This is a genomic window from Candidatus Baltobacteraceae bacterium (assembly GCA_035502855.1).
Classification (GTDB): Bacteria; Vulcanimicrobiota; Vulcanimicrobiia; order Vulcanimicrobiales; family Vulcanimicrobiaceae; genus Aquilonibacter.
On record DATJTX010000021.1, the window covers coordinates 167,258 to 193,240 of the forward strand.

Sequence of the window (25,983 nt, forward strand, 5' to 3'; positions counted from 1 at the left end):
TTTGCCCGCAGGGCGAACGTGAGCGAGCGAAGCGAGCCACGCGACGTTGAACGGCAAGGCTCCGGCTTTGACGGGCAAAGCCTGATCGGATTCGTCAACGTCTTCAAGCCCGCCGGATATACCTCGGCTCAAATCGTTGCCCGTGTAAAACGCATCTACGGCATCTACGGACGCAACCGCAAGACCGCGGCGGGGCATTTGGGCACGCTCGATCCGCAGGCCGCCGGCGTGCTTCCGATCGCCGTCGGCAAAGCGACCCGTCTGATTCCGCTGCTCGAAGACCAGCGCAAGGCCTACACCGCGCTGCTCGTGCTCGGGCGGTCGACCACGACGCAGGACGCGCTTGGTGAAACGGTTGCAGCCAGTGCCTTGCCGGCGCACTGGGAGCGCAAACTCGAAGACGTCTTGCCGCAATTCATCGGCAAGATCGCGCAAGTACCGCCGATGTTCTCGGCCCTGCATCACGAAGGCAAACGTCTCTACGATCTCGCGCGCGAAGGAAAATCGATCGAACGTAAGGCGCGTAACGTTACCATCTACGGGCTCTCGCTGCTCGGCATCGAGACGCCGAATCGCGCTCGCGTACGCGTCGCGTGCAGTGAAGGAACCTACGTGCGCACGCTCTGCGAGGATATCGGCGCCGCGATCGGCGTGCCGGCGCATCTCGGCGCGCTCGTGCGCGAAGCCTCGGGCCCATTCGTGCTCTACGAGTCGCGCACGCTGGCGGAGATCGCCGACGATCCGCACGGCGCGATCACGCCGCCCGAACACATCATTCCCTTTCCGACGATCGTGCTCGATCTGCGCGGGTCGGCGGACTTTCGCGCGGGGCGCGTGGTGCCGTTGCCGGAAGGAGCGCCGGCCTCGCGCGTCTTCGTGCGCGACCACTCGCGCACGCTCGTCGGAGTCGGCGAAGCACACGGGGCCCTGCTCGCGCCACGGAAAGTCTTCGTGTGACGCGGCCTCTTCATGCTGTGTCGGGTCGCTCCTCGCGTGACATCCTGTCACGCTCCTGCTACGCTGCGCTCGCGCCACCTGTCAATGAAAATTATGACCTCCTGTCAATGGCGCTCGCGTCAGAGTCCCCTCCACAGCACGAAGAGGCCGCGTCACCGTGAAGATTTTCCACGACTTGTTTCGGGAGAACGATCGGCCGTTAGTGCTGGCGATCGGGTTCTTCGATGGGATGCATCGGGGGCATCTCGAGATCGCTAAGGCTGCTCGCCGGATGCGCAAGCCGGGGTATCGGGCCGGCGTGTTGACCTTTGCGAATCACCCGGCTGCGTTTCTGCGCCCGGGGACGGAGCCGCCGCTGATTACGACGACCGCGGAGCGCGTGGATCTCTTTGCGCGGGCCGGCTTCGAAGAATGTTTTCTCGTCACGTTCGACGAGCGCATCGCGAAGCTCACGCCGCAGGAGTTTCTCGAACGGCTGAGCGCGATGTCGGTATCGGGAGCGGCGGTCGGTGCGACGTTTCGTTTCGGTCACAAGCGCGCCGGCGACGCGGCGACGATGGCCGCCTATTTTGCCGAACGCAACCTCCCCTTCGTCGCGCTCGAAAACGTGACGCACGAAGGCGAGCGCATCTCGAGCACGCGGATTCGCACGCTCATCGCCGACGGTAACCTCGAACTAGCCGACCACCTGCTCGGTCACAGTTACGAGCTGCGCGGCGTGGTCGAGGTGGGCTTCGGCCGTGGACACGACTTGGAGTTCCCGACGGCGAATCTGCGCGTACCGGAGAAGCTCTTACCGAAGGACGGGGTCTACGCGGCGGTGGCGCGGTACGACGGACGCGATCACGCGGCGCTCGTCTCGATCGGCACGAACCCCCAGTTCGATGGCCAAAAGCGCACGATCGAGGCGTGGTTGCGTGATTTTCATCAGACGATCTACGGTCACGAACTCGCGCTGCGCGATCTGCGTTACCTTCGTGAGCAGCGCCTCTTCGCGTCGGTCGACGAACTGGTGGCGCAGATGCGATCCGATCTGGAGGCGGTGGCGTATCCGAGTTATGGCTAAGAAAACGGCAATCCTCATCGTCGCAGCGGTACTGCTCGCGGCCTGCAGCAATGGTGCGAACAGCGGCCCGAACGCCACCGCGCACATCGGAGCGCCCGCGCCGGGTTGGAGCGATCCGCTCGTCTCCGGCGGCACGCTCACGATGGCGCAGCTGCGCGGCAAGCCGCTTCTGCTCGATTTCTTCGCGACCTGGTGCGGACCGTGTAACGCGCAGGCTCCGAAAGTCAATGCCGCATACCGGCAGTTTGCGCCGCAGGGATTGCAAGTGATCGGCGTCGATGTGGAGGAGAGCGCCGCGAAGGCCAAGCAATTCGTCGATCAGCACGGGCTCACGTATCCCGCCGTGGTGGATTCGGGCACGCTGAGCGACCAATATCAAATCAACGGCATGCCGGTCAGCGTCTTCATCGACCGCAGCGGCGTCGTGCGCAAGGTCGACGTCGGTCAGGTCTCGCAAGCGCAGCTCGACGCCGACATCAAATCCATTCTATGATGCTTCTTACCGATCGGGCGGTTCGATCAGCGTCGTGCCGGTGACTGCCGGCGTGAGCAGCGGCTCGTCGATGAAATCGTAGCTTTCGCGCACGTCGTCGAACGAGATCGTCGCGTTCGTGACGACGCGGCGGTGCGGCAGGTAAAGCGGCTGGTCGGCGCTCTCATTGGAGATCAGCGGCGCGCCCCCGTAGAGCGTGAAGTCGATCGTCCACGGCACATCGGCGAGCGGTGCGATGGTGAAGTTGCCGGCGACGAGCGCTTTGCGCGGGAGATAGTCGTTCTCGCCGACCCACAGTTCGCGCAGGCGGTTGACCTTCGGCTCTCGCAGCGGCGTTAGCGCCAGGTGACAGGTATCCACGCCGCCGATGACGTCCGTGCCGAGCAACGAGACGGCGTAGTTGCGCTTTTCCGTCGAAACGACGGCAATGGTCGGAAGCGAGGGTGCAGGGCCGGCTACCGGCGTCTGGCCCGCGCGTTCGGGGAAGCGCAGGCCGAACGTGTAGGTGGGCGAGAGAATCGGAACGCCCAACAGATCGGCGGACGGCTCCGGACGCCCGACCGCAATGCTCGTGTCGCTCGTGCCGCTGCCGTTACCGCCCGAGAGGAAGAAGTGAATCGAAACGTTGATGCCGCGAGGCGCGGTCGGGTGCGCGGCTTCCTCCTGGCTGATCGAGCTCACGAGGATGCCGGCGCGGCCGCCGTACGAGGCGGCGTAGTGGTTCGTCCGCGGCGTCGATCCATCGTCGCCGCGTACCGCGATCGTGTACTCGATGCGCTGGGGATAACGCGCGGCCGAGACCGCCGAACGCGTGCGCTGAAAAATCAGGTACGCATCGGCCGGCGGGCTGGCGATGACGGCGGGCATTAAATCTTCGCGAAAAGTTTGGTGAGATCGATGCGCAGTTCCGGAAACGCGTCGGGCACCGCGATACCTTGAACGTGTGAAATCGTGCGCGTTCCGGCCGCTTCGTGGAATGTTACACTCTGCGCCATGGGATCGACGACGATGATGAGGCGAGCGCCGTTATCGAGATAGAGCCGGATCTTCGTCGTCAGCGTCTTCAAGCGGTCACCCGGTGATAAGATTTCGACCGCGATGTCCGGCGCGATCGTCGGTTTCTCGCGTAGTTCACCGTACGCTTCGGGCATGCGCGCGTAGGAGACATAGGCGACATCGGGTACGAGCGAGCTTGCCTTCTCGCCGGGCGGCAACAGATAAAACCGCCACTCTGACCCTACCTCGCCTTGCTCGCCGAATGCCGCGTCGAGCTGCGCCGCAATGCGCCATTGCAGCAGAGCATGGCGGCGCTGGGGGTTCATCTTCTGTTCCCACCGGCCGCGAATCGATTCGATCGCGGGTTTGACTTCCGGGATGCCCAGCTCGGGCGCCTCTTGCATCGTAGCCATTTCACGCATACTCTATCACGCTGTCAGGAAGCGTTGGCAAGGAGGAAGAGGTCAGCCGGGCATCGCCGGCTTACGCGGCCTTGACGACGAGCGAATCGCCGGCGAGCGTGACGTCGGCGGTCCCGCCGTCGCGCAGCTCGCCGCGCAGGATCGCGGTGGAGAGCGGGGTCGAGACGTAGTGCGAGACCGTGCGCTGGACGTAACGCGCCCCGCTTCCCGCCCCGATCGAGACGCGGGCCAAATAGGCCTTCGCTTCATCCGAGAGCCGCAGATGCAGATTTCGCGTTCCCATGCGCTGCGCCAGCGCATCGACGTGGATCTCGACGATTGCTTCGATATCGGAGAGCCGGAGTTCGTTGAATCGCACGTGGTCGTCGATCCGGTTGAGTAGCTCCGGCCGCAGGTAGTCGTTCAGTTCATCGTCGGGCAGGTTGGTCGTGAGCACGATCAGCGCGTGACGGAAGTCGATCGTGCGCCCCTTCGCGTCGGTGACGCGGCCATCGTCGAGAATCTGTAGCAGCACGTTCGCGACGTCGGGGTGGGCCTTCTCCAATTCGTCGAAAAGAATCACGCAATAGGGACGGCGGCGTACCGGCTCGGTCAATTGTCCGGGCTCGTCATGTCCCGCGTATCCCGGTGGTGCGCCGAGCAATCGCGAGACGGTATGCGCCTCGGTGAACTCGGAGAGATCGATGCGTACCAGCGCCTCTTCGGTGCCGAAGAGCGCGGCCGCGAGCGCTTTCGCCAGTTCCGTTTTGCCGACGCCGCTTGGGCCGGCGAATAAGAAACTGCCGAGCGGTTTGCGCGGGTCGTGCAGTCCGGCGCGCGCCCGCCGGATCGCATCGGCGACGGTTGCAATCGCATGGGGCTGACCGATGACGCGACGGCTCAACGTGCTCTCGAGTTCGAGCAAGGCGTTGGCTTGCGACTCGGAGAGCGTCTGCTGTGGGATGCCGGTCCATTTCGTGACCACGGCCGCGACGTGGTCCGACGTCACCGCCGGCCGTTCTACCGCCCCTTTGTTCGCGAGCGCAACGTTGGCTGCAGCTTCGTCGATCAGATCGATCGCCTTATCGGGCAAGTAGCGATCGGCTATATACCGCGCGGAAAGATTCGCCGCCGCGTCGATCGCGCCGGGCGTGATCGTGACGTGGTGGTGCTCGGCGTAGCGTGGGCGCAGACCGCGCAGGATCGCGATCGTGGCTTCGATCGTGGGCTCCTCGACCATGACCGGCTGGAACCGCCGCTCGAGTGCCGCGTCCGATTCGACGTATTTGCGGTATTCATCGAACGTCGTGGCTCCGATGCACTGCAAGTCGCCGCGCGCGAGTTCGGGTTTGATCATCGAGGAAAGATCGAGAGCGCCTTCGGCCGCACCCGCACCCACCAGCGTGTGCAATTCGTCGATGAACAACACGACGTCGCGTGCGCTGCGTTTTACTTCGTCGAGAATGCGCTTGACCCGGCCTTCGAATTCGCCGCGGTACTTCGTGCCGGCAACGAGCGGTCCGAGCGAGAGTGCGAGCACGCGCTTATTGCGCAGTGACGCGGGGACGAGGCCGCTCGCGATGCGTTGGGCGAGACCTTCGACGATTGCCGTCTTGCCGACGCCGGGCTCCCCGACCAACACCGGGTTGTTTTTGCTGCGGCGCGCCAAGATCGAGATGACGCGCTCGATTTCGTCCTCGCGCCCGACCACCGGGTCGAGCTTGCCGGCGCGCGCGAGTTCGGTCAGGTCGCGCGAGAAGTTCTGCAGCGTCGGCGTTCCGCCGGTGATCGAAAGACGGCGCGAGAGTTCGTCGCGATTTTCGATCAGCATCGCACCGCCGGCGATCAGGCCGGCTGCCGCCAGCGCCGCGCCGAGAAACGGTAATGCGCTCGCAGCCGTGCGGCGCTGCGCGCAGGCCGAACAAAGCGCCGCGCGCCCGATGACGGTGGTAGGCGGACGGCGCCCACAGGCCTCGCACATGCTGGCGGTCATATCTTCACCTACTTCGCCGGCCGGGGGCGGTTTCAGGGCTGGGCGATGAAGATCACGGTCAGACTGCTGGTCACGTTCACGCTCCCGGCGTCGAAGACCGTCGGCGGTGCTGGCGCGGACATGGCAGCCATGCGCACCATCGGCACGATGCCGGGCGAGCCGCCCAGAGTGATCCGCCCGATCCGGACGATATGCAGGCCCGCTGCCTTGGCAATCTCCGCCGCTTTGCTTTGCGCATCGCGCATCGCCTTTGCGATCGCCTCGCTTTGGGCTTGTGCAGGATTCGCAAGGCCGAAACTCACGTTATCGACGTTTGTCACTCCGGCGCGGGTCAACGCGTCCACGACTTTGCCCGCATTCGCGACCGCACGCACCTTTACGGCGAACGACCGATTGACGATATAGCCGAATCGCCCCGTCGGCGCGGGCTCGCCCGGAGCCGGACTCGGCCGTGGGTTGTAGGTCAAGTTGTAATACGAGAGCGTAACGTCGTCGCGCGCGATGCCGATCGCGGTCACCGCGGCGACGAGACGCGCGTACGAGGTGTTGTTTTGCGCGGTGGCCGCATCCGCGCTCGGCGCGTCGGTCACGATCGATGCGTTGACCGTCGCCTGATCGGGTATGACGGCGACGCTGCCCTCGCCGGTAACCGTTATGCGGGTTGCCGCAGGCGTCGCCGTCGCCGCGGTCGCAGCCATCACAACGGCCAGCAGGATAGGGAAATGCTTCATGGGGTCCTCTCAATCGAGTGCCCGGTTTTTGCTGCGACGCTGAAGGGTATCCTCTTGCTACACCACGGGAGGCAGTATGGGAATTCTCTTATGGATCATCTTCGGAATCATCGTTGGCGCCGTCGCACGCTGGATCATCCCAGGTGAGGGACCGGGCGGCATTCTCGGCGATCTCATCGTTGGCATTCTCGGTGCGCTGATCGGCGGCTGGATCTTCTCGTTCTTCGGTCACGTCGGCGTGACGGGCTTCAACCTGGGCAGCTTTATCTGCGCGCTGATCGGCGCGGTCGTGCTGCTTTGGATCATTCGCGCGGTCGCGGGGCGGCGCACGGTGGCATAGCAGGCGTCGGCTTCGGCCGTTGCCAATACGACCCCGTTATGGCGTACATCATCACCGAGCCGTGCATCGGAACCAAGGATAAATCGTGCGTCGACGTGTGTCCGGTGGACTGCATCCACGGCAAGGATGAGGACGACCAGCTCTTCATCGATCCGGAAGTGTGCATCGATTGCGGAGCCTGCGTTTCGGCTTGCCCGGTTGAGGCGATCTTCGCCGACTCCGACGTTCCGGAGAAGTGGGAGAACTTCATCGCGATCAACGCCGACTATTTTAAAAAGTCCGCTTGAGCGCGAACATCGTGTGAGCCCGGGCAACCACGGCGTCCGCTTCTTGTAGAAGCGAGGCGTCGGCGTTCCGGCGCTCGACTGCAACCACATCGAGCGGCGTGCTCGCCGCGGGACGCTCGTAGCGATCGTGGCGAGTGCGAAAAAAAATTGCGGGATCCGCGTCGTCGTCCCCACCGCGCAGCTCGACGAACGCGCACGCATACGATCCGACGCTTCGCAATCGGTCGCCTTCGCGCACGAATCCGATCGCGCGTTCGCCGCCATACCCCACGTCGAGCGGAACGACGATGCGGCCTGCGGAAGCGAGCAGCCTCCACCACTGCGGATCGATGTCGTTCGATCGCGCGGTCACGATGATGCGCTCGAACGGACGGTGTAATTCGGCAAGCTTATCGGCGTGCATGACCGCGACGCGCGCGTAGCCCAAGTCATCCAGGCAGGCGCGGGCGCGCTCGATGAGATCCCGTTCGAGTTCGACGCTCACCACCGCGCCGGCGGCACCGGCGAGTTCGGCCAGCAACGCAGCGTTATACCCGCTTCCGGTGCCGATTTCGAGCACGCGCGTTCCCGGCACGACCTCGAGCAACTCGAGCATGTGCACGATCATCGAGGGCTGAGAGATCGAAGAAATGACGAAGCCGTTGCGCTCCTTGATGGCCAGCGCCTTGTCCTCGAAAGCTTCGTCCGGCGAAATCTCGGGTATGAACTGATGCCGGTCGACGGCACGAAGGGCCGCCGCGATGCGCGGGTCGCGCAGGATGCGAGTGCGCTCGAGATGGGCGATCAGGCCGTCGCGCAGCGACCGGTCACGATCCATCGCCTGACCTTCGGGCCGGCTTCCGAGGGCTCTTGCGAGCGGCGTGCGAATGAAAGAAATCCGTTATGAATCCAGTCATTTCGCAGGACGCGCTCCGGGATTTTTTTGCATGGGCGCCGTTGGTGCTCGGAGTCGCCATCTATTTCGCGTTCTGGCTTGCCAAGCGCCACGAAGGCGTGACGGAGCCTGCGACCTTCGGCGCCACGTTCGCGTGCGCGAAATGCGGCCGGCGCGGATCGCGCGAGCACATGGTGCCGCAGCCGCATGACGGTGCGATCAGCTACTACTGCTCGCACTGCTCCCACTAGAAGAGGGACGAAGAGCCGCCCTAAATCTCGACGACTTCGGTGATTTCGGGGACGTCGGCCGTGACCACGGCCTCGATCGCGCCCTTGAGGGTCATCGTCGACGCCGGGCACCCGCCGCACGCGCCGAGCATCTGCACGTAGGCCGTTCCCTGGTCCACGCGCACGAGCCACACCTCGCCGCCATCGGCGGCTATGGCAGGCCGCACCTTATCGAGCGCCCGGTTGATCCGGACCTCGATGCACTCGCCATTCGCCGCGTCAATCATCTGTTTCAATTCTAACTGACCGTTTCGCCGAGGGGCTGCGACGTTCGGCCGAACGGGTTAGCCGAAGCGGCGAGGACCCTGACATTCACTGTCCGAGACGCGAGGCGTTAAGAGAGGTCGAATGTCGCGGGCCCGAGGCCAAACGATCACACCTGCCTCCGTTCGGTCGAATGTCGCAGGCCGAACCCGAAAAATCGGCTATTCTTCTTGGCCGTAGCTTTTCATCAGGTCGTGCATGCGCGAGCTCATCGCGAGGGCGTCGTCCCATTTGCGTTGCCACATGTTACGGCCGAAGATCAATCCGACGCAGCCGGCTTCCATCGCGGCGCGGGCCTTGTTCATCGTGTCGTCGTCGCCCATCTTGCTGCCGCCCGAGACGAGAACCAACGTGCGGCCGGCGGATTTTACGACTTTGCGCAAACCTTCGACGTCGGTGAATTGCATCGTGTTGTACGGCTTGGGCATCTTATCGGCGGTGGCAGGATCCCACTTCGGTTCGTTGAGCTTGACGATGTCGCAGCCCATCTCGCAGGCGACGCGCGCTGCGTAGTCGACGGCGTAGAGCGTGTCGATGCCGCCTTTGGCTTTCATCGCCGAGCCGCGCGGATACGACCAAATGATCAGCGGCATGCCGTAGCGCTCGCACTCGCGGCGCACCTCGTTGCACTGTGCGATGTCGACGTCTTGGGCGGGGCTTCCGACGAAGAGCGTGTAGCCGACCGCGTCGGCGCCCAGACGCACGGCGTCTTCGACCGACGACGTGAGCGACGAGAAGGCTTCGTCATCGGGAGGCACGTTGGTCTTCCCGTTGATTTTGAGCACCAGCGGAACGCGGCCGGCATAGGCTTTGTGATATTTTTCCGCCAGGCCGATATGGAGCGCGATCCCCGAAAAATTCCCCTCGACCGCGAGCCGGTGAATCCATTCCGTGTCGATCGAGTCGGGATTATCGAAGAAATCGATCGGCCCGTGTTCCAAGCCCTGGTCGATCGGCAGAATCATCAGTGTGCCGTTAGCGGGTCCATGTTCGTACATCAATCGATGCAAGCGCGTACGTTTGCCCACCGAGAGGTTCAGTTGATCGAACGTCGGGCGCCGGACGGCGGTGGGTGCAATGCTCATGGCGGCCGCTTCGGCCAGGAGCGGGGCCGCGCCTGTAAAAAGAGCCCGCGATGGAATCACACCCTTCGCTCGGTTTTCTCGGTCTCGGTGCAATGGGCGAGCCAATGGTACGCTCGCTCTTGCGCGCCGGGTTCCCGGTAACGATCGCCGCTCACCGCCGGCGCGAGGCGCTCGAACGTCTTGTGAGCGAGGGTGCGCGCGAAGCCGCCGACCCCGCGGCAGTCGCGGCCCTTGCAACGATCGTCATCACGTGCGTGCCGGATGCTCCACAGGTCGAGGAGGTGCTTTTCGGCGAGCGCGGGATAGCGTCGGGGCTCGCTGCCGGTGGGGTGGTGATCGACATGTCGACGATCTCACCCGTCGCCTCACAGCGTTTCGCCGAGCGGCTGGCCAAAGGCCGGGTCGGGTTCGTTGACGCACCGGTCAGCGGCGGCCCCGTTCGTGCCGCCTCCGGGACGCTTACGATCATGGTCGGTGCCGAGCCGGCGGTCTTCGAGCGCGTCGAGCCGGTGCTGCGCGCGATGGGTACGCCGACCCATCTTGGCGGGGTCGGCATGGGCGAGACCGTGAAGCTCGTCAATCAGGTGATCATCGCCAGCGTGATGATCGCCAACGTCGAGGGCCTGGTCTTCGCGAAGCGGGCCGGAGCCGATCTCGACGGGGTTCGCAAAGTTCTCGCAACGGCGACGGGTTCCAACTACCTCCTTGACCAATGGCTACCCAAGACCTGGCTGGGCGGGACCTTCAATGGTGGCTTCGCCATGGATCTGCTGCGCAAGGACGTTGCAGCGGCACTGGATGCGGCGCGCGCGACGGGATACGCGATGCCGTTGACGGGGCTCGCATACCAACTCTACACCGCCCGATCGGGAAGGGGAGACGGCGCGCTCGACTACAGCGCGATCGCCAAATCGTATGAACGGATCGCTGGAGACTAAACCTTCGCGGGGAACGTTCGTCAAGAGTCCGGACTTCAACAAGAAGATTCTCGTCGTTGACGACGAGTCCGCGATCTTGCAGACGTTGCGCTTCAACCTCGAGCGAAGCGGCTACACGGTCGTGACCGCAAGCGACGGACGCAGCGCGGTCGCGATGGCCCAGCGCGAATCCCCCGATTTGGTCGTACTCGACATCATGCTTCCCGTGCTCGACGGGGTCGAGGCATGCAAGGAGATCCGCAAATTCTCCTCGGTGCCGATCATCATGCTTACCGCCAAGGACCAGGAGATCGACAAAGTCCTCGCGCTCGAATTGGGCGCCGACGATTACGTGACCAAACCCTTCGCGCTGCACGAGTTTCTCGCGCGGGTCAAGGCACGGTTGCGCCGTCAAGCGCCGATCCAGGGCGGACATGAGGAGGCGATCTCACTCGGACAGATCGTGCTCGATCCATCGCGGCAGCAGCTCACCGTTCGCGGCAAGGACGTGGCGCTCGCGCCGAAAGAGTTCGCGTTGTTGCGCGTGCTGATGGAGAACAACGGCCGTGTCGTCACGCGTCAAACGCTGCTCGACAAAGTCTGGGGTTACGATTTCGAAGGCGAGCAGCAGACCGTCAGCGTGCACATCCGCTGGCTGCGCGAGAAGATCGAAGAAGACTCGCGCAATCCGCGCCACATCATTACGGTGCGCTCGCGCGGCTACATGTTCAAATCGTAGGCCATGGTCGAGATCGCGCTGCTGCTCGTGGTGGCGCTCGTGGCGGGTGTCTTGATCGGCTGGGCGGTCGCTAGGCCGCGCTTTCCGCACGAAACCGAGCACGACGAACCCGAAGCTTCGGCAAACGGGACACAAAGCGATGCTGACTTTGCCCGTCTCGTCGGGGCATTGCCGCTCGGCGTGGTGTTCGTCGATCGCGCCGCTCGCGTGCGCTTCGCCAATCCGGCGGCGGGAACGATCTTCGCTTTCGACCCCGAGCGGGCGATCGGATCGCACGTGATCACGTCCATTCCGAACGTTGAGCTGGAACGCCGTATCGACGACGCACTGCTGGGCGAAGCATCGGTCGCACCGATCACGCTTGCGAATGCGACGCAGAGCCGAACGTACGGCGTGTCCGTCTACCCGATCGGTGATGACGGCGCGGGCGGGGTAGTCGTGTTCGCCGACGACCAAACCGACATCGCCCGGCTCGAACGTGCCAGCAAAGAATTCCTCACCAATGTCTCACACGAATTGCGAACGCCGCTCTCTTCGATCAAACTGATGCTGGAAACCGTCGTCGAATCGCCGGATGACGAAGCCGCAGACCTCTTCTTGCCGCAGGTGCTGGCGCAGGTCGATCGTTTGGCCTCGCTGGTGCAACAGCTGCTCGAGCAGGCCCGCGCCGAGTCGGGTCAACTGCGGCTGAATCTTCGCCAGATGGATCTCGAGGAGGTTGCGCATCCGATCGTTGCCTCGTTCGAGCCGCAGGCGGCTAACAAGGGCGTGCGTCTCGAATTGCGCGCGATACGTCCGGTCTCGGTTGAGGCCGATCCCGACCGTCTCTCCCAAGTCTTCGTGAACCTGATCGACAACGCGATCCGTCACACGCCCGCCGGCGGGAGCGTGACGGTCGAACTGGACGCAAACGGCAACGATGCGATCATGCGCGTGCGCGATACCGGAGTCGGCATCCCGTATCGCGACATCCCGCACATCTTCGAGCGCTTCTACGTGGTCGATCGTTCGCGCACGCGCGAGAGCGGGGGAGCCGGCTTGGGCCTGGCGATCGTCAAAAGCATCATCGATGCTCACGGCGGGACGGTCTCGACCGAATCGATGCTGGGGAGCGGGACGCTCTTCACCGTGCGTCTGCCGATCATGCGCGTCGCCGCGCGATAGCCGCGGCGCGGCTCGCCCTTAAAGAGGCGATAAGCCGTGCGTAATCTGGGTGCCCTACCGTAGACCTATGTCGCGTTCCAAGGGCCCTGAGATGGACGAGCGCGCGATGCGCCGGCAGATCCTCGCGTTTCTGGACGAATACTGCGGTAGCCTCACGCTGCAGGACGTTCGAGCGTGGTATGTCGACGTTTTCCCCGATGTCACGCCCGCGGCGCCCTTCGCCGAGGGCGTTTGTCTTAATGCCCCTTAATCGCGACTTAAGGCACACTTCCGGGAGATCACGTAGGAGCTGCTATACTGCCGGCTCAATTCCCACGTACCCGCTTTGCATATGAATGATGACACAGAGACGCGCATGATCGCCACAAATCCCGAATTGACGAGTACGCCGGTCGCTACCAAGCTGGAGGCGCGTGACCTCGAGGTTTACTACGGAAACTTTCACGCGATAAAGAACGCAAACTTGAGCGTGCCGGAACACTGCGTGCAGGCGCTCATCGGCCCGTCGGGCTGCGGCAAGTCCACCTTTCTTCGCGCTCTCAACCGCATGCACGATCTCACGCCCGACGCTCGAGTGGAGGGCAGCGTCCTGCTCGACAGCGAGAACATCTACGCGAGCAACATCGACCCGGTCACGGTTCGTCACCGGATCGGGATGGTTTTCCAGCGGCCAAATCCGTTTCCGAAGAGCATTTTCGAAAACGTCGTCTACGGTCCCAAGATTCATGGCGAGCGCAATCGCAAGATGTTGATGGATATCTGCGAGAAGGGCTTGCGCGGCGCGGCGCTGTGGGAAGAGGTCAAAGATCGTCTCGATCGGTCGGCACTCGATCTCTCCGGCGGTCAGCAGCAACGTCTGTGCATCGCCCGCTGTCTCGCGGTCGACCCCGAGGTGATCTTGATGGACGAGCCCGCTTCCGCGCTCGATCCGATCGCCACCAGCAAGATCGAAGATCTCATCGACGAGCTCAAAAAAGATTACACCGTCATCATCGTCACGCATTCGATGCAGCAGGCGGCGCGCATCAGCGACTTCACGACCTTTTTCCTGATGGGAGAGCTGATCGAATCGGATACGACCTCGACCATCTTCACGAAACCGCTGGATAAGCGCACCGAAGACTACATCACCGGCCGTTACGGCTAAATCGCGGCGATTTTCCGCCCGGTCGTCGTCACCGGCCGCCTCGTGTATTCCGACATACACGTCGGCGGCCGTTTCCTAGACCGGACGAAAAGGCGCTCGCGATGGGTTGTTGGAGGCGTGTCCTTTTCGGCGTTTGCGGGTTTTGCGTTGTGCGAATCCGCTACAGAGCGCGAGGCCTCTCGAGCCGCTTAAGCCGACGTTAAGTGAGGCTTAATTTCATCCAGGTAGCATGAGGCCGTTACCCCTGTACCCTCACTTTCATACGGGAGTACTTTTTACGTGTTAACGAAACTCGCGCGCGTCGGTCTGACCGCTGCGGCGATGGTTTTGGCAGCCACGACTTTTGTGCTGGCGGAAACAACGGCAACACCAGCGCCAAAGAACGTCGCGCAGGCTTCGGCTTCTGCGACGGCTTCGCCCAATCCATTTACCTATCGCGGCTACGTTCGCGCTTACGACCTCACGCGGCAAAACGCATACAGTGCTTTCGGCGGACCGGGACCGGGCAGCAAGGCCAACCAGGCCTCGTTCAACTCGGCGATCAGCCTGCACGGCGACTACAATTTCCTGGGCTCCGGTTTTGACGTCGGCGCCTCGTACCTCTACGCGCAGCCGTTCAACAACTGCGCAAATCCGGCCACGCACTCGTCGACGGCCGGACCGCCCTGCGGTACCAAGAGTGAGCCGCCGGGTCTCAATCCGGACGACACGCTGCCGGGGTTCGAGATGAGCACGCTCTACGAAGCCTATGCGCGGTACGACGCCAACGGTCTGTACGTGCAAGGCGGCGATCAGGTCATGAATACGCCGTGGGCGCCGAGCTCGGATTCGCGCCTCAAGCCGGTGTCGTATCAGGGCGTCGACGCTTCGTACAAACTCAATTCGAACTGGACGATCGAGGGCGCCGACATTTGGGAGTGGGAGTGCCGTACGTGCTCCAACTTCGATAAGGGCACCCTGCTGACGGTCGTCAACCCCGGCGGTTACGCCTATCCGGGTGCGAGTGCTCTGCCGACTACGGTTTACGATCCGTCGGAAACGCCGCTCGACAACAACGGCTTCTTCTATGGGCATCTCGGCTACAAAGGGCCGAAGTCGCTACCGCTCGCGGCGAATCTCTACTACTACAGCTTCAGCAATATCGCGACCAACTTTTGGGCGGACGCGAAAATGACGCTCGGGACGAGCATGCTCAAACCGTACCTCGCGCTGCAGGGCGGCACCGAGAACGGCACGTCGAGCGATCTGCTCGGAAAGATCGACTCGTCGATCATCGGCGCGCAGATCGGCTTCTACCCGATGCCCGCTCTCCTCTTGGCGGGTTCGTTCGATTACATTCCGCTAAAGACCGACACCGTCGATCTCGCGACGTACGGCCTGACCTGCAGCGCGCAGCATCAGATCGGCTTTGCGGCAGGACACAAAGCCTACAACGTAGCGTTTCCGTACTTCCTGCCTTCCGGCGGAACCGCGCAGTGTTCGCCCAACGCGTCGAATGCGGCGCTTACCGACGTGTATTACGGCGGATGGGCCTCGCCGTACACCGACTCCTACGCAACCGACCCAACCTTCGTCTCGAGCGGCACGCAGGACATGCCGGACCGCCGCAGCCCCGGCAGCGCCGCCAAGATCGCCGCGACGTTCACGTCGGACAATCGGCAGCTCGTCACGACGGTGCAACAGGAGTGGTACGACTACTCGAACCCGGGCTATGCGACCGGCAACAGCGAGACCGACTTCGATACGCAGTACTTCTTCGCTAAGGTTCCAAAGCACGGGCTCTACAAAGGGTTCTCGTTGCGCGTGCGCTTGTTCAGCCGTTCCGAGAGCACCTGGCCCGGCGGCTCACCCGACGGACTGTTTAAGTACAGTCGCTTCCAAGCCGAATACGACTTTTAGCATGCAGCCCTGATTCGTCCATACCGTCGTCGCCGAAGGTCTGAACGAATCATGATCTGCAGGTGGACTTCGGGGACCAAGCAGTCGGGGCTCGTGCAAGGCACGGGCCCCTTTTATTTGGAATATGTCCGGCCGCCATGCCATCGACGATGAAAGCGCTCTCGAAACTACGGCCCGAGGCGGGCTTCACCCTGAACGTGGTTCCCGTTCCCTCGATCGGCCCGACCGACGTGCTGATCCGCGTCGAGAAAGCCGGGATCTGCGGCACGGATCATCACATCTACGAATGGGATCCGTGGGCGCAAGCACGCGTGCGTCCGCCCGTTGTGATCGGCCACGAGTTCATGGGTAGCGTGCACGCCGTCGGAAACGCCGTCCGCGCGGTCAAACCGGGCGATCGCGTCTCCGCCGAGGGACACATCGCCGATCTCACCTGCGTGCTCTGCCGCACCGGTCAGGCGCACATCTGCGAACACGTGAAGATCATCGGGATCGATCGCGACGGTGCGTTCGCCGAATTCATCGCGATGCCCGAATACAACGTGTGGAAACTCGATCCGGCGATTCCGGATGAATTCGCCGCCGTATTCGATCCGCTCGGCAATGCGGTCCACACGGTGATGGCGGCCGGCGTGAGTACGAAGAGCGTGGTGATCACCGGCGTGGGGTCGATCGGGTTGATGGCCATCCCGGTGGCGCGCGCGGCCGGAGCGGCAACGGTCTACGCGATCGACGTGAACCCCGCCAAGCTCGAGCTGGCCAAGCGCTTAGGCGCCGACGATACGTTCGATGCGCGCGAGGTCGGGCTCGTCGACGAGATCAAGGAGCGCACCGGCGGCGACGGCGTCGAAGTCCTGCTCGAGATGTCCGGGAGCGGAAGTGCGATCGACCTCGGATTGCAGATGGTGCGCAACGGAGGTACAGCGGCGTTGCTCGGGATTCCGGGCGACAAAGTCAACCTCAATCTCGCCGAATTGATCATCTTCAAAGGCCTCACCGTCTTGGGTATCAACGGCCGCACGATGTTCGAGACCTGGTACCAAACGCAAGCATTGGTCAAGAGCGGGCGCGTCGACCTGCGCCCGATCATCACTCACGTGTTGCCGATGCGCGAATTCGACCGCGCATTCGAGCTGATGCGCAACGGCGAGGCCGCGAAAATCGTCCTCGACGTCAAAGGGGACATAGCAAAGTGAACACCACGTTCGATGCGTCGCTTGAACGGGAGCTCGACGCGTTGCGATCGGCGGGTACCTACAAGCGCCTGCGTCATCTCACCACACCGATGGCGCCGGAAGTGCACATGGAAGAGGCCGGCGACGTCATCGTGCTCTCCAGCAACAACTATCTCGGGCTCTCGGATCAACCGGACGTGATCGAGGCCGGGATCGAGGGGTTGCGGAAATACGGAGCGGGCACCGCCTCGGTGCGCTTCATCTGCGGCACGTTCGACATCCACCGCAAGCTCGAGGAACGAATCGCCGCGTTTTTGGGAACGCAGGCGTCGCTGACGTATGTCTCGTGTTGGAACGCGAATACCGGGCTCTTCCCGACGATCTGCGGGGACGGCTCTGCGATCGTTTCGGATGAGCTCAACCACGCCTCGATCATCGACGGCGTACGTTTGGCGAGCAAGGCCAAGCGCGCCGTGTACAAGCACGGCGACATGGCCAACCTCGAAGCCATCCTTCGACAAGCTCGGGATGACAAGAACTCGCCGGTATTCGTGGTCACGGACGGCGTTTTCTCGATGGAAGGTTCGCTGGCGAAGCTGCCCGAGATCGTGGCATTGTGCAAACGCTACGGCGCGGTGAGCGTGGTCGACGATTCGCACGGAACCGGCGTGATGGGAAAGACCGGTCGCGGCACGATCGAGCATTTCGGGTTGACCGGCGAGGTCGACGTCATCACCGGCACGCTCGGGAAGGCGCTCGGCGGCGCCGCCGGCGGCTTCGTCGCCGGGAGCGCCGCGTTGATCGACGTGCTGATCCAGCGTTCGCGCCCGCAGCTCTTTTCCAACGCGCTGCCGGCGACCGTGGCGTGCAGTTCGCTGGCGGCGATCGACTACCTCGATGCGCACCCCGAGCTGGTCGAACGTTTGCGCGGGAACGTCGCCTACTTCCGCAGCGGCTTGCTGCGCTTGGGGTTCAAGCCGCTCGACGGTCCGAGCGCGATCGTGCCGATCATTGTCGGCGAGACCGCGCGCGCGATCAAGATGAGCGACGAGCTGCTCGAGCACGGCGTCTTCGTGACCGGCTTCGGTTTTCCGGTCGTGCCCGAGGGCACGGCACGCATTCGCACGCAGCTTTCCGCCGCACTGACGAAAGAAGAAATGGACCGCGCGCTCGACGCGTTCGAACATGTCAAAGCTCTACTTTAGATACTCGGCGATGAACGCGGGCAAATCGACCGCGCTCATTCAAGTCGCGCACAATTACGAGGAAAACGATCGCGAGGTGAAGCTGTATACCGCGGCGATCGATCGCCGGTTCGGCCAGGGCGTGGTCGCGTCGCGGATCGGGCCGCAGCGTTCGGCGACGACCTTCGACCCGCATACCGATTTCTTCGCCGAGATGTCGGCGATGCGCGGGATCTCGTGCGTGCTGATCGACGAGGCGCAATTCCTGACTCCAGACCAGGTTCGAGACCTCCACCGCGGTGCGCATCTGCTGGACATTCCCGTCATCTGTTACGGAATACGCAGCGATTTCTTGGGTGAGCCGTTTCCCGGCTCGGCCTATTTGCTCACTTTGGCCGATAGCATCGAGGAACTGAAGAACATCTGCTCGTGCGGCCGGAAAGCGACGATGAACCCTCGTTTCGCAGGCGGTGAGCGCTTGTTTGTAGGTGACCAAGTCGCGATCGAGGGCGATGTCGAGTACCGGCCGATGTGTGCGCGTTGCTTCTACGAGGGCGCCCGTTCGATTAGATGAGCATCCCCTAGCCCGCTGCGGTTTGGGAAACCTTGGAATGCGGGACAACGAGGGTATGGCTCGCTTCATACATCTTCTCGCGGCGCTCGCAATCGCGAGCATTATGTTAGCCGCAGTCACTCCGGCGCGAACCGACGCGCAGATTTCTCTCGGCTTATCCGTGTCGATCGGACCGCCGGCGATTCCCTATTATTTACCGCCCCCGCCGCCGGGTCCCAATTACATTTGGCAGCCCGGCTACTGGGCGTGGGATCCGGTGGACGGCTGGTACTGGGTGCCCGGCACGTGGGTGCTGGCTCCGGCCGTAGGCCTGTATTGGACACCGGGCTACTGGGGCTGGAACAACGGCTACTACCGGTGGAATAACGGCTATTGGGGCCCGCAAGTCGGCTTCTACGGTGGCGTCAATTACGGCTACGGTTATTACGGCAACGGCTACAGCGGCGGCCAGTGGCAAGGGAACAACTTCGCCTACAACACCGCGGTCTACACCAACGTCCCGACGAATCGCTACCACCACTATTACAATCGGGCGGCCGTGCGCTCGTGGACGAACCGTGTCAGTTACAACGGCGGCCCGCACGGCATCGACGCGCGCCCGACCGCAACCCAACAGAGCGCGTATTCGCATCGCCGTTTCGGCCCGACGAGCGTGCAAGTGCAGCACGCGAGCTACGCCAAGGCCGATCCGTCGCTGCGCTATAACACGAATCACGGCCGCCCGTCGATCGCGGCAGAGCAGCAGCCGTTCAGCGCGAGGCATACGCCTCCGGGCGTCCGCGCGTCTGCAGTAACCGCGCATCGCGCCGCGCCCTCGACCGCGCATCGCGCCGCACCCTCGACCGCGCATCGCGCCGCGCCGTCGACCGCGCATCGCGCCGCACCGTCGACCGCGCATCGCGCCGCGCCCTCGACCGCGCATCGCGCCGCGCCCTCGACCGCGCATCGCGCCGCGCCCTCGACCGCGCATCGCGCCGCGCCGGCAGCCGTGCATCACACGGCCCCCGCCGCAGTGCACCATGCGGCTCCGGTGCATCGGGTGATGTCGGCACCGGAACACCGCGCTGCTCCGCCGGCGCACACCGCGTATCACGCGCCCGTTTCCCACGCTGCACCGGCGCAACATGCCTACCACCCGGCAGCGCGCGCTGCGCCGGCCTATCACCCCGCAGCGCGCCCGGCTCCACAGCGCGCAGCGGCGGCACATCCGGCTCAGCGCGCTGCTGCTCCGCATCCGCGGGCATCTCGCGCTCCCTAGCGGCGCGCGAGCGCAGCTTGGCGGTGGGCGATAAGTCCCTCCGCCTGGGCCAGAATCGCCGCATCGTTCGCGATGCGGCGATTGACTTTTCCGAGGGATCGTTCGTACGTGCGCAGGGTGAGGAAATTCATGACCGAGAGACCCGACGAGAACCGTGCGGTGCCCCCGGTCGGGAGCACGTGATTCGGGCCGCTCCCGTAATCGCCGAAAACCTCGGCTGCACCTTCGCCGATGAAGAGCGTGCCGTAGGCCGTAAACCGGTCGGCCAATGCTTGCGCGCGCGATCCCTGCAGCGAGAGATGTTCGGGCGCGAGCCGGTTGCAGAACTCGGGTGCCTCACTGAGCGGCAGTACGATACATCCGCCGCGGCGCTCGAGCGAAGCACGTGCGGTTTGCGCGGTCGAGAGCGTGGCGAGCCGCGATTCGATCTTTGCTCCGACGGCCGACGCGAAGCAACGATCGTCGGTGACGAGCAGCGCTCGCGCGTCGTCGTCGTGTTCTGCCTGCGCCAACAGATCGACGGCGATCAGGTCCGCATCGGCATCCGCTGCAGCGACGATCGCGATCTCGGATGGCCCGGCGAGCGCATCGATTCCGCATTGCCCGAAGAGCGCGCGTTTGGCGGCGGTCACGTACGCGTTGCCGGGTCCGACGATGAGATCGACGCGCGGCACGCTGCGCGTCCCGTACGCCATCGCGGCGATAGCCTGTGCGCCGCCGAGTTCGAAGACGCGCTCGATGCCGGCAACATGGGCCGCGGCGAGCACTTCGCGGCCCGCCCGCGGCGTGCAGACGATCCGCTCGCCCACGCCCGCCACCCGCGCGGGGATCGCGCCCATGAGCAGCGAGGACGGAAGCGGATGGCGACCGGCGGGCACGTAGATACCGGCCCGCTCCACCGCGACGAGCCGATGTCCCAGTTCCAAGTCGTCTTCGCGGATGCTTACGTCGGCGATCGCGGCACGCTGCGCACGGGCGAAGCGTTCGATGCGCGCCGCAGCGCCCTCGAGCGCGCTGCGCAGATCGCCGCCCGCCTCGGAAAATGCGCGCGAGATCTCGCGTGATTCGATTTGGCGCGGGGCCGGATCGCCGAATTGCGCTGCGAGTTCGGTCAGCGCGTCATCGCCGCGCGCGCGCACGGCGGCGAGGATCGGCTCGACGTCGATCGGCTCGCGCGAAGGGCTTGGTGCAAGCACCTCGTCCGGCGTGCGCTCGATCATCGCGCCCTGGAAGCAAGCTGCGCCATCACGTCGTCGATACGAACGCCGGCTTGCTGCATACGAACCGAAAGAAAGTACAACAAATCTGCGCATTCCCAGGCGACCTCGTCGCGCGTGGCCGCTTGCGCCACTTCTTCGGCCTCCTCCAGCAGCTTCGCGCGTAGCAGTGCCGGATCGCGCAGAAGTTTGCGCGTATACGAGCGCTCGTCGCCGGTTCGCGCGCGCTGTTCGATGCGCTGCGCGAGCGTGCTCCACGAAAAGGCGGGTGTGCCAAAGCAGCGTTCGGCGCCGGTATGACAGGTCGGCCCCGACTGATCGACATAGAAGGTGAGCGCGTCGCGGTCGCAATCGAGATCGACGCGCACCAGTCGCTGCGTCGCGCCGGAAGTTTCGCCCTTGCGCCAGAGCGCGCGGCGTCGCCGGCTAAAGTAGACGCCGACGCCGTCGCGCAGCGCCGAGCCGAGCGATTCGCGTGAAGAATATGCCAGCATGCGCACGCCTCGATCGCCGCTGTCGCACACGACGGTCGGTATCAAGCCGTCCCCCTTGGTGAAATCCAGCAGCGCGAGAACCGCTTCGACGGGGTCGATGCGCCCGGTATAGAGCGCCATCCCGACCTGCGCATCGATTCCCAAACGATCGAGCGCGACGATCTCGTCGATTGCGGTGATGCCGCCGGCGATCGTCAACGAACCCTCGATGCGCGCTCGCAGCGCCTCGGCGGAGGCGAGATCGATGCCGCCGAGCAATCCCTCGCGCTCGATATCGGTGTAGAGAAAGCCGGCGCAATAGGGCTGCAAGCGCAGCGCGCGATCGAGCGGTGTCTCGTCCGTTTGCGTGCGCCAGCCTTCGACTGCCACGCGGCCGGCGCGCGCGTCGAGCGCGACGAGGACGCGTTCGCGCGGAAGTGCTTCGAGGAATTCGGGCGTTGCGGCGGTGCCGACGATCAACGACGCCGCGCCCCCGCGTAGATAGCGCTGCGCGCGCTCGAGGTCGCGAATACCGCCGCCGACGCGGCACCGTGCGAGGCGGCAGAGCCGCAAGATCAGCTCGGTGTTCTCGCCCTCGCCGAACGCCGCGTCGAGATCGATCACGGCGATCTCGCCGAAGCGTCCAAAACGCTGCGCGAGTTCGACCGCGTCGTCGACTTCGAGCACCTGACGCCGGCCTTGTTCGAGCTGCACGGCTTTCCCGCCGCGCAAATCGATGCTGGTGACGATCACGCGCGAACCTCGAGTCCGCGCGCGCGGCACACGTCCTTGACGTCGCGCGGACGGGCATCATCGTCGTGAAAGATCGACGCGCCTAGCGCCGCGTCGGCTCCGGCCTCTAAGACGTCGGCGAAGCTTTGCGCATCCGACGCGCCGCCCGATGCAACGACCGGTACGTTCACGTTGCCGCGAACTGCGCGCACGAGGTCCAAATCGAAGCCTTCGCGGCCGCCGTCGCGATCGATCGAGGTGAGCAGCACTTCGCCGGCGCCGAACTCCTGCGCCTCACGCGCCCAGGTCACGGCATCGCGCGCCTGCGGACGGGTGGCGCTGTGCGTGGCGATGGCATAGCGCTCCCCGGAGCGATACGCATCGATCGAGATTACGATGCACTGCGAGCCGAAGCGCGAGGCGGCCTGCGCCAGCAGCGCCGGCTGCTCGAGCGCCGCGCTGTTGATCGCGACCTTGTCGGCGCCCGCATCGAGCAGCCGCGCGACATCGCCGATTCCGCGCACGCCGCCGCCGACGGTAAGCGGCACGTCGAGCGCCGTCGAGATCGATTCGATGGTGCGCAGATTCGCAAGACGCGATTCGAGCGTCGCCGAAACGTCGAGCACGACGATTTCGTCCACGCCATCGTCCCGATAGCGCCGTGCGCGCTCGACCGGGTCGCCGGCTTCGCGCAAATTGGCGAAGCGTTGCCCCTTCACCACCCGTCCGTCGCGGATATCCAGGCAGGCGATGATGCGTTTAGCGAGCATACGCCACCGCTGCCGAGTCTACGAACGTACGCAAGAGCCGCGCACCGTATGCGCCGCTGCGTTCGGGGTGGAATTGCACGCCGAGCGCGCAGCCGCGCAGACCTGCGCTGGCAAAGCAGTCGTTGCCGTCGGAAGAGCTTGCGATCGCATCGGGCGCGTCGGCGTCGGGCGCATACGAGTTCGCAAAATACCCATAACCGGGTTCGATCGCCGCGCAGCACGCGCAGGGTTCGACGCGGTTCCAACCCATGTGCGGCACGCGCGGCGTGCGTAGAAGCCGCACGTTTCCGCTGAAGATGCCCAGCCCGCGGGCGCCCGGAGCTTCGTCGCTGGTTTCGAACAGCAGTTGAAAACCGACGCAGATGCCCAGGAGCGGCAGTCCGGCGGCCCACGACTCGAGGAGCGCGGTGCGCAATCCGGTGCGATCGAGTTCAGCGGCCACGTAGCCGAAGTGCGCGACGCCCGGGATCACCAGCGCATCGCAGGCAAAGACGGCGCCCGGCTCGGTGACGGAGTGCGTCTGCGCGCCGGCGCGCTGCAGCGCTGCGGCGATGCTGCGCCGATTGGCGGCCCCGAGCGCGACGATGCCGACGGTGGGTTTCAAACCAAGAGCCCTTTGGTCGAGGCGACACCTGCGAAGCGGCCATCGAGACTCCACGCGGCCGCGCAGGCGCGGCCAAGCGCTTTGAACGCCGCCTCGGCGAGGTGATGCGGATCTTCGCCGGCGAGGCGATCGAGGTGAATCGTCGCGCGCGCGTTGGCGGCAAGCGTTCCGACGACGTGCGGAATCATGACGGTTTCGAGATCCTCGATTCGTTCCGCGCGCAAATCGAGCGCGGTGCGCGCGTAGATGCGGCCGCCCAGATCGACCGCGCAACGAACCAGCGCGTCGTCCATCGGCAGTGTGACCGCGCCGTACCGCGCGATGCAAGAGCGATCCCCAAGCGCATCGTCGAGCGCGCCCCCGAGGACGATTGCGACGTCTTCGATCAGATGATGGCGAATCGCGTCCAGCGACCGCGCCTCGACCTCGAGCCCCGCACGGGCGTGAAACGCGAACGCGCCCAGCAGGTGATCGAGCATCACGATTCCGGTCTCGACCCGAACGCTCGGTTCGCCATCGAGCGCGAGAGAAACGCGAACGCTGGTCTCGCTGGTTTGACGTTGACGCGCCGCGCTACGCATAGACGACCTCGGCGGCGATTTCGCGCAGCGCCCGTACCACCGTATCGGTGGCTTCGTCGGTGGTTGCGCACAGGCGCAGCATGCCGGCAAGCATCGGATCCTCGAAGGTGCGCACGGCGATGCCGCGTGCCGCGAGCGCGTCGCGAATGACGGTTGCGCGCGCGCCGCAGTCGGCGAGCAAGAAGTTGGCGGGGCCGCGCCAGATCTCGCGCGCGAACGGAGCGAACGCATTTTCGAAGGCGTCGAGGCTGCGTGCCGTCTGGGCTTCCAAACGCGTTTCGAAGGCGCGCGTGCGCGCGGGGTCGCGCAGGTACGCCTGCGCCGCAATCAAGCTGAGCGCGCCGGCCGGATACGGCCCGATACAGCGCCGCAGGGCGGCTGCCGTCGCCGGTGCGGCCAGCGCGTAACCCAACCGCGCGCCGGCCAGCGATGCGCACTTCGAGAACGAGCCGGTGACGACGACGTTCTCGAACGCAAGCGCGTCGCGCGCGAGCGAACGGTCGGAGAAGGCCAGATAGACTTCGTCGATCACGATGAGCGCCTCGGGCAAGGCGCGTGCGACCGCGGTGAGATCGCCGGCGCGCAGCGGATCGGTCGTCGGGTTGTTCGGGTGTCCGAGAAAGACCAGACGCGTGCGATCGTCGGCCGCTTCGATCAACTGCAAGGGTTCGAAGCGCCAGCGCGCCGGATACGGTACGCGCCGCAGCTGCGCGCCGGTGAGCGTCACGACGCGGGGATACATCCCGAACGAGGGCGCGCTGCACAGCGCGGTATCGCCCGGATCGAGCGCGATGCGCGCGCAGGCGGCGAGAAGTTCGTCGGCGCCGTTCCCGAGGACGACGGCGGTTGCCTCGCGCGAGAAGCGCGCGGCGATGCGTTCGCGGACTTCGGCTTGCAGCTCGGTCGGATAGGTGCGTAACGATTCGCCGTCGATGGCGCGAATCGCGTCGAGCACGAACTCGGGCGGCGGCAGCGCGCCCTCGTTGCGGTGCAGACGAATGGCGATGCCGCGATCGGAGAGATCGCGCGGATCGTAGTCCGGGAGCGCCTCGATCGCTCGGCGCAAGGGCAGACTCATACGTTGGCCTCCAAGACCGCCAGGTCGCTCGTGGTGATGACGGTCTTGACGTCGAGGTCGAGTTCCTCGATGGTCTTTCCGGTGACGACCACGTCGATCATGAAGTCGGCCACGTCGTGCAGCAGCGTCGCCTCGACCGTGCCCGAGATCGCGACCGGAGCGATCCGCAACCCCGGCCGCTCGAGCGAGAGGAGGTAGCGCCGTGCGAGGTTTTCGTATTTCGCGCAGAGCGCGACCCGCACGTCGCCTTGCGCCGGAAGCTCGAGGTTGCGCGGACCGATCAGGCAGAGCGCGGGTTTGCCGTATCGCGCCGCCGGATCGTTCCACGGGATGCTGCGCCGGAGGATGCGCCGGTCGAGCGTACGCCCCGCGGCGAGCCATTCGTCGAGCAGATCTTCGCCGGTGAGCGCCAGGAGCGGACGGCCGCTGCGCGCGACTTCGTTCGCGAGAAGCGGAACGTCTTCGCCGCGTACGAGCGTGCGTTCGAACGCGCCGCGCGGCGCAGCGAGCGTGAGCGCGTACTCGGCCATCGCGGCCAGGCCGCGATTTTTCGGAACCAGCACCACCGTCGGCGGCGCATCGATCGTATTCATAAATAAAAAGATAAGAGGCCGCGGGCGGACCGCGACCTCTTCCTGAAACTGGCTAAAACTCAGGCTTACGTCAAACAGTCATCGCACGCGATTCGGCAGAA

Annotated in this window: 30 protein-coding genes; 16 read left to right on the forward strand and 14 right to left on the reverse strand. The window is 64.6% G+C overall.

Features of this window, described 5'->3' with window-relative positions:
* The first annotated feature begins 18 nt into the window (after positions 1–18).
* From truB to VMF11_07005, 3 genes are all read left to right on the forward strand, one after another.
* The gene (truB, locus tag VMF11_06995) at positions 19–957 is read left to right on the forward strand and encodes a tRNA pseudouridine(55) synthase TruB (protein HTU70053.1); all 939 of its coding nucleotides are present in this window, start codon (positions 19–21) and stop codon (positions 955–957) included.
* A 157-nt stretch (positions 958–1,114) separates the two neighbouring features.
* Positions 1,115–2,023 carry a riboflavin biosynthesis protein RibF gene (ribF, locus tag VMF11_07000; protein HTU70054.1) on the forward strand — a complete coding sequence of 303 codons (909 nt, stop codon included), beginning with the start codon at positions 1,115–1,117 and terminating at the stop codon, positions 2,021–2,023.
* Positions 2,016–2,516 (forward strand): TlpA disulfide reductase family protein, encoded by a 501-nt coding sequence (locus VMF11_07005; protein HTU70055.1) that lies wholly within the window; start codon positions 2,016–2,018, stop codon positions 2,514–2,516. The genes ribF and VMF11_07005 overlap by 8 nt, the downstream gene beginning before the upstream one ends.
* Before the next feature lie 6 nt (positions 2,517–2,522).
* Here VMF11_07005 and VMF11_07010 read toward each other — a convergent pair whose 3' ends face one another.
* From VMF11_07010 to VMF11_07025, 4 genes are all read right to left on the reverse strand, one after another.
* Complete coding sequence (locus VMF11_07010; GenBank protein HTU70056.1) at positions 2,523–3,383, reverse strand: hypothetical protein; 861 nt, start codon at positions 3,381–3,383, stop codon at positions 2,523–2,525.
* Positions 3,383–3,925 (reverse strand): Uma2 family endonuclease, encoded by a 543-nt coding sequence (locus VMF11_07015; protein HTU70057.1) that lies wholly within the window; start codon positions 3,923–3,925, stop codon positions 3,383–3,385. Before VMF11_07015 ends, VMF11_07010 begins: the two co-directional genes overlap by 1 nt.
* Positions 3,926–3,995: 70 nt before the next feature.
* Positions 3,996–5,906: an ATP-dependent Clp protease ATP-binding subunit gene (locus VMF11_07020; protein HTU70058.1), complete on the reverse strand. Its 1,911-nt coding sequence runs from the start codon at positions 5,904–5,906 to the stop codon at positions 3,996–3,998.
* Between the two features lie 32 nt (positions 5,907–5,938).
* Positions 5,939–6,637, reverse strand: coding sequence for an SIMPL domain-containing protein (locus tag VMF11_07025; protein ID HTU70059.1), 699 nt, complete (start codon positions 6,635–6,637; stop codon positions 5,939–5,941).
* A 76-nt stretch (positions 6,638–6,713) separates the two neighbouring features.
* Here VMF11_07025 and VMF11_07030 point away from each other — a divergent pair, with 76 nt between their 5' ends.
* Both VMF11_07030 and VMF11_07035 read left to right on the forward strand, forming a co-directional pair.
* Positions 6,714–6,977, forward strand: coding sequence for a GlsB/YeaQ/YmgE family stress response membrane protein (locus tag VMF11_07030; protein HTU70060.1), 264 nt, complete (start codon positions 6,714–6,716; stop codon positions 6,975–6,977).
* Positions 6,978–7,015: 38 nt separating this feature from the next.
* On the forward strand, positions 7,016–7,264 hold the full coding sequence (locus tag VMF11_07035) for a ferredoxin family protein (GenBank protein ID HTU70061.1): 249 nt from the start codon (positions 7,016–7,018) through the stop codon (positions 7,262–7,264).
* Here VMF11_07035 and VMF11_07040 read toward each other — a convergent pair.
* Positions 7,248–8,081 (reverse strand): methyltransferase domain-containing protein, encoded by an 834-nt coding sequence (locus VMF11_07040; GenBank protein HTU70062.1) that lies wholly within the window; start codon positions 8,079–8,081, stop codon positions 7,248–7,250. The two genes, VMF11_07035 and VMF11_07040, sit on opposite strands and share 17 nt — an antisense overlap.
* A 65-nt stretch (positions 8,082–8,146) precedes the next feature.
* Between VMF11_07040 and VMF11_07045 the strand changes: the two genes are divergently transcribed.
* On the forward strand, positions 8,147–8,389 hold the full coding sequence (locus tag VMF11_07045; GenBank protein ID HTU70063.1) for a hypothetical protein: 243 nt from the start codon (positions 8,147–8,149) through the stop codon (positions 8,387–8,389).
* 20 nt (positions 8,390–8,409) lie between these two features.
* On the opposite strand, the gene VMF11_07050 is transcribed toward VMF11_07045, so the two are convergent.
* Both VMF11_07050 and VMF11_07055 read right to left on the reverse strand, forming a co-directional pair.
* Positions 8,410–8,655, reverse strand: a complete 246-nt coding sequence (locus VMF11_07050; protein ID HTU70064.1) for a NifU family protein — start codon at positions 8,653–8,655, stop codon at positions 8,410–8,412.
* A gap of 198 nt (positions 8,656–8,853) precedes the next feature.
* A complete protein-coding gene (locus VMF11_07055; protein HTU70065.1) occupies positions 8,854–9,777 on the reverse strand; it encodes a hypothetical protein in 924 nt (307 codons plus the stop codon).
* A 50-nt stretch (positions 9,778–9,827) separates the two neighbouring features.
* Here VMF11_07055 and VMF11_07060 point away from each other — a divergent pair, with 50 nt between their 5' ends.
* The 10 genes from VMF11_07060 to VMF11_07105 all read left to right on the forward strand — a co-directional run bounded on the left by VMF11_07060 (position 9,828) and on the right by VMF11_07105 (position 19,834).
* Positions 9,828–10,715 carry an NAD(P)-dependent oxidoreductase gene (locus VMF11_07060; protein HTU70066.1) on the forward strand — a complete coding sequence of 296 codons (888 nt, stop codon included), beginning with the start codon at positions 9,828–9,830 and terminating at the stop codon, positions 10,713–10,715.
* On the forward strand, positions 10,693–11,433 hold the full coding sequence (locus tag VMF11_07065; GenBank protein HTU70067.1) for a response regulator transcription factor: 741 nt from the start codon (positions 10,693–10,695) through the stop codon (positions 11,431–11,433). The genes VMF11_07060 and VMF11_07065 overlap by 23 nt, the downstream gene beginning before the upstream one ends.
* 3 nt (positions 11,434–11,436) lie before the next feature.
* Entirely contained in the window at positions 11,437–12,597 is a 1,161-nt protein-coding gene (locus VMF11_07070) for an ATP-binding protein (GenBank protein HTU70068.1), read from the forward strand.
* Between the two features lie 91 nt (positions 12,598–12,688).
* Positions 12,689–12,847: a hypothetical protein gene (locus VMF11_07075; GenBank protein ID HTU70069.1), complete on the forward strand. Its 159-nt coding sequence runs from the start codon at positions 12,689–12,691 to the stop codon at positions 12,845–12,847.
* 105 nt (positions 12,848–12,952) lie between these two features.
* On the forward strand, positions 12,953–13,744 hold the full coding sequence (gene pstB / locus VMF11_07080; GenBank protein ID HTU70070.1) for a phosphate ABC transporter ATP-binding protein PstB: 792 nt from the start codon (positions 12,953–12,955) through the stop codon (positions 13,742–13,744).
* A 279-nt stretch (positions 13,745–14,023) separates the two neighbouring features.
* Entirely contained in the window at positions 14,024–15,643 is a 1,620-nt protein-coding gene (locus tag VMF11_07085; protein ID HTU70071.1) for a hypothetical protein, read from the forward strand.
* Between the two features lie 137 nt (positions 15,644–15,780).
* Entirely contained in the window at positions 15,781–16,839 is a 1,059-nt protein-coding gene (gene tdh, locus VMF11_07090; GenBank protein HTU70072.1) for an L-threonine 3-dehydrogenase, read from the forward strand.
* The gene (locus tag VMF11_07095) at positions 16,836–18,023 is read left to right on the forward strand and encodes a glycine C-acetyltransferase (GenBank protein ID HTU70073.1); all 1,188 of its coding nucleotides are present in this window, start codon (positions 16,836–16,838) and stop codon (positions 18,021–18,023) included. The genes tdh and VMF11_07095 overlap by 4 nt, the downstream gene beginning before the upstream one ends.
* Complete coding sequence (locus tag VMF11_07100; protein HTU70074.1) at positions 18,004–18,576, forward strand: thymidine kinase; 573 nt, start codon at positions 18,004–18,006, stop codon at positions 18,574–18,576. The genes VMF11_07095 and VMF11_07100 overlap by 20 nt, the downstream gene beginning before the upstream one ends.
* Before the next feature lie 55 nt (positions 18,577–18,631).
* Complete coding sequence (locus VMF11_07105) at positions 18,632–19,834, forward strand: hypothetical protein (GenBank protein ID HTU70075.1); 1,203 nt, start codon at positions 18,632–18,634, stop codon at positions 19,832–19,834.
* Here the strand turns inward: VMF11_07105 and hisD are convergent.
* From hisD to VMF11_07140, 7 genes are read right to left on the reverse strand one after another with little or no spacing between them, the layout of a single operon-like run.
* Positions 19,831–21,054, reverse strand: coding sequence for a histidinol dehydrogenase (gene hisD / locus VMF11_07110; protein ID HTU70076.1), 1,224 nt, complete (start codon positions 21,052–21,054; stop codon positions 19,831–19,833). The two genes, VMF11_07105 and hisD, sit on opposite strands and share 4 nt — an antisense overlap.
* Positions 21,051–22,277 (reverse strand): phosphoribosyl-ATP diphosphatase, encoded by a 1,227-nt coding sequence (hisE, locus tag VMF11_07115; protein ID HTU70077.1) that lies wholly within the window; start codon positions 22,275–22,277, stop codon positions 21,051–21,053. The genes hisD and hisE overlap by 4 nt, the downstream gene beginning before the upstream one ends.
* Entirely contained in the window at positions 22,274–23,026 is a 753-nt protein-coding gene (hisF, locus tag VMF11_07120) for an imidazole glycerol phosphate synthase subunit HisF (GenBank protein HTU70078.1), read from the reverse strand. The genes hisE and hisF overlap by 4 nt, the downstream gene beginning before the upstream one ends.
* Positions 23,016–23,630, reverse strand: a complete 615-nt coding sequence (gene hisH, locus VMF11_07125; protein ID HTU70079.1) for an imidazole glycerol phosphate synthase subunit HisH — start codon at positions 23,628–23,630, stop codon at positions 23,016–23,018. Before hisH ends, hisF begins: the two co-directional genes overlap by 11 nt.
* On the reverse strand, positions 23,627–24,211 hold the full coding sequence (locus tag VMF11_07130; GenBank protein HTU70080.1) for an imidazoleglycerol-phosphate dehydratase: 585 nt from the start codon (positions 24,209–24,211) through the stop codon (positions 23,627–23,629). Before VMF11_07130 ends, hisH begins: the two co-directional genes overlap by 4 nt.
* Positions 24,204–25,289: an aminotransferase class I/II-fold pyridoxal phosphate-dependent enzyme gene (locus VMF11_07135; GenBank protein HTU70081.1), complete on the reverse strand. Its 1,086-nt coding sequence runs from the start codon at positions 25,287–25,289 to the stop codon at positions 24,204–24,206. Before VMF11_07135 ends, VMF11_07130 begins: the two co-directional genes overlap by 8 nt.
* A complete protein-coding gene (locus VMF11_07140) occupies positions 25,286–25,882 on the reverse strand; it encodes a hypothetical protein (protein HTU70082.1) in 597 nt (198 codons plus the stop codon). The genes VMF11_07135 and VMF11_07140 overlap by 4 nt, the downstream gene beginning before the upstream one ends.
* Positions 25,883–25,983 lie beyond the last annotated feature (101 nt).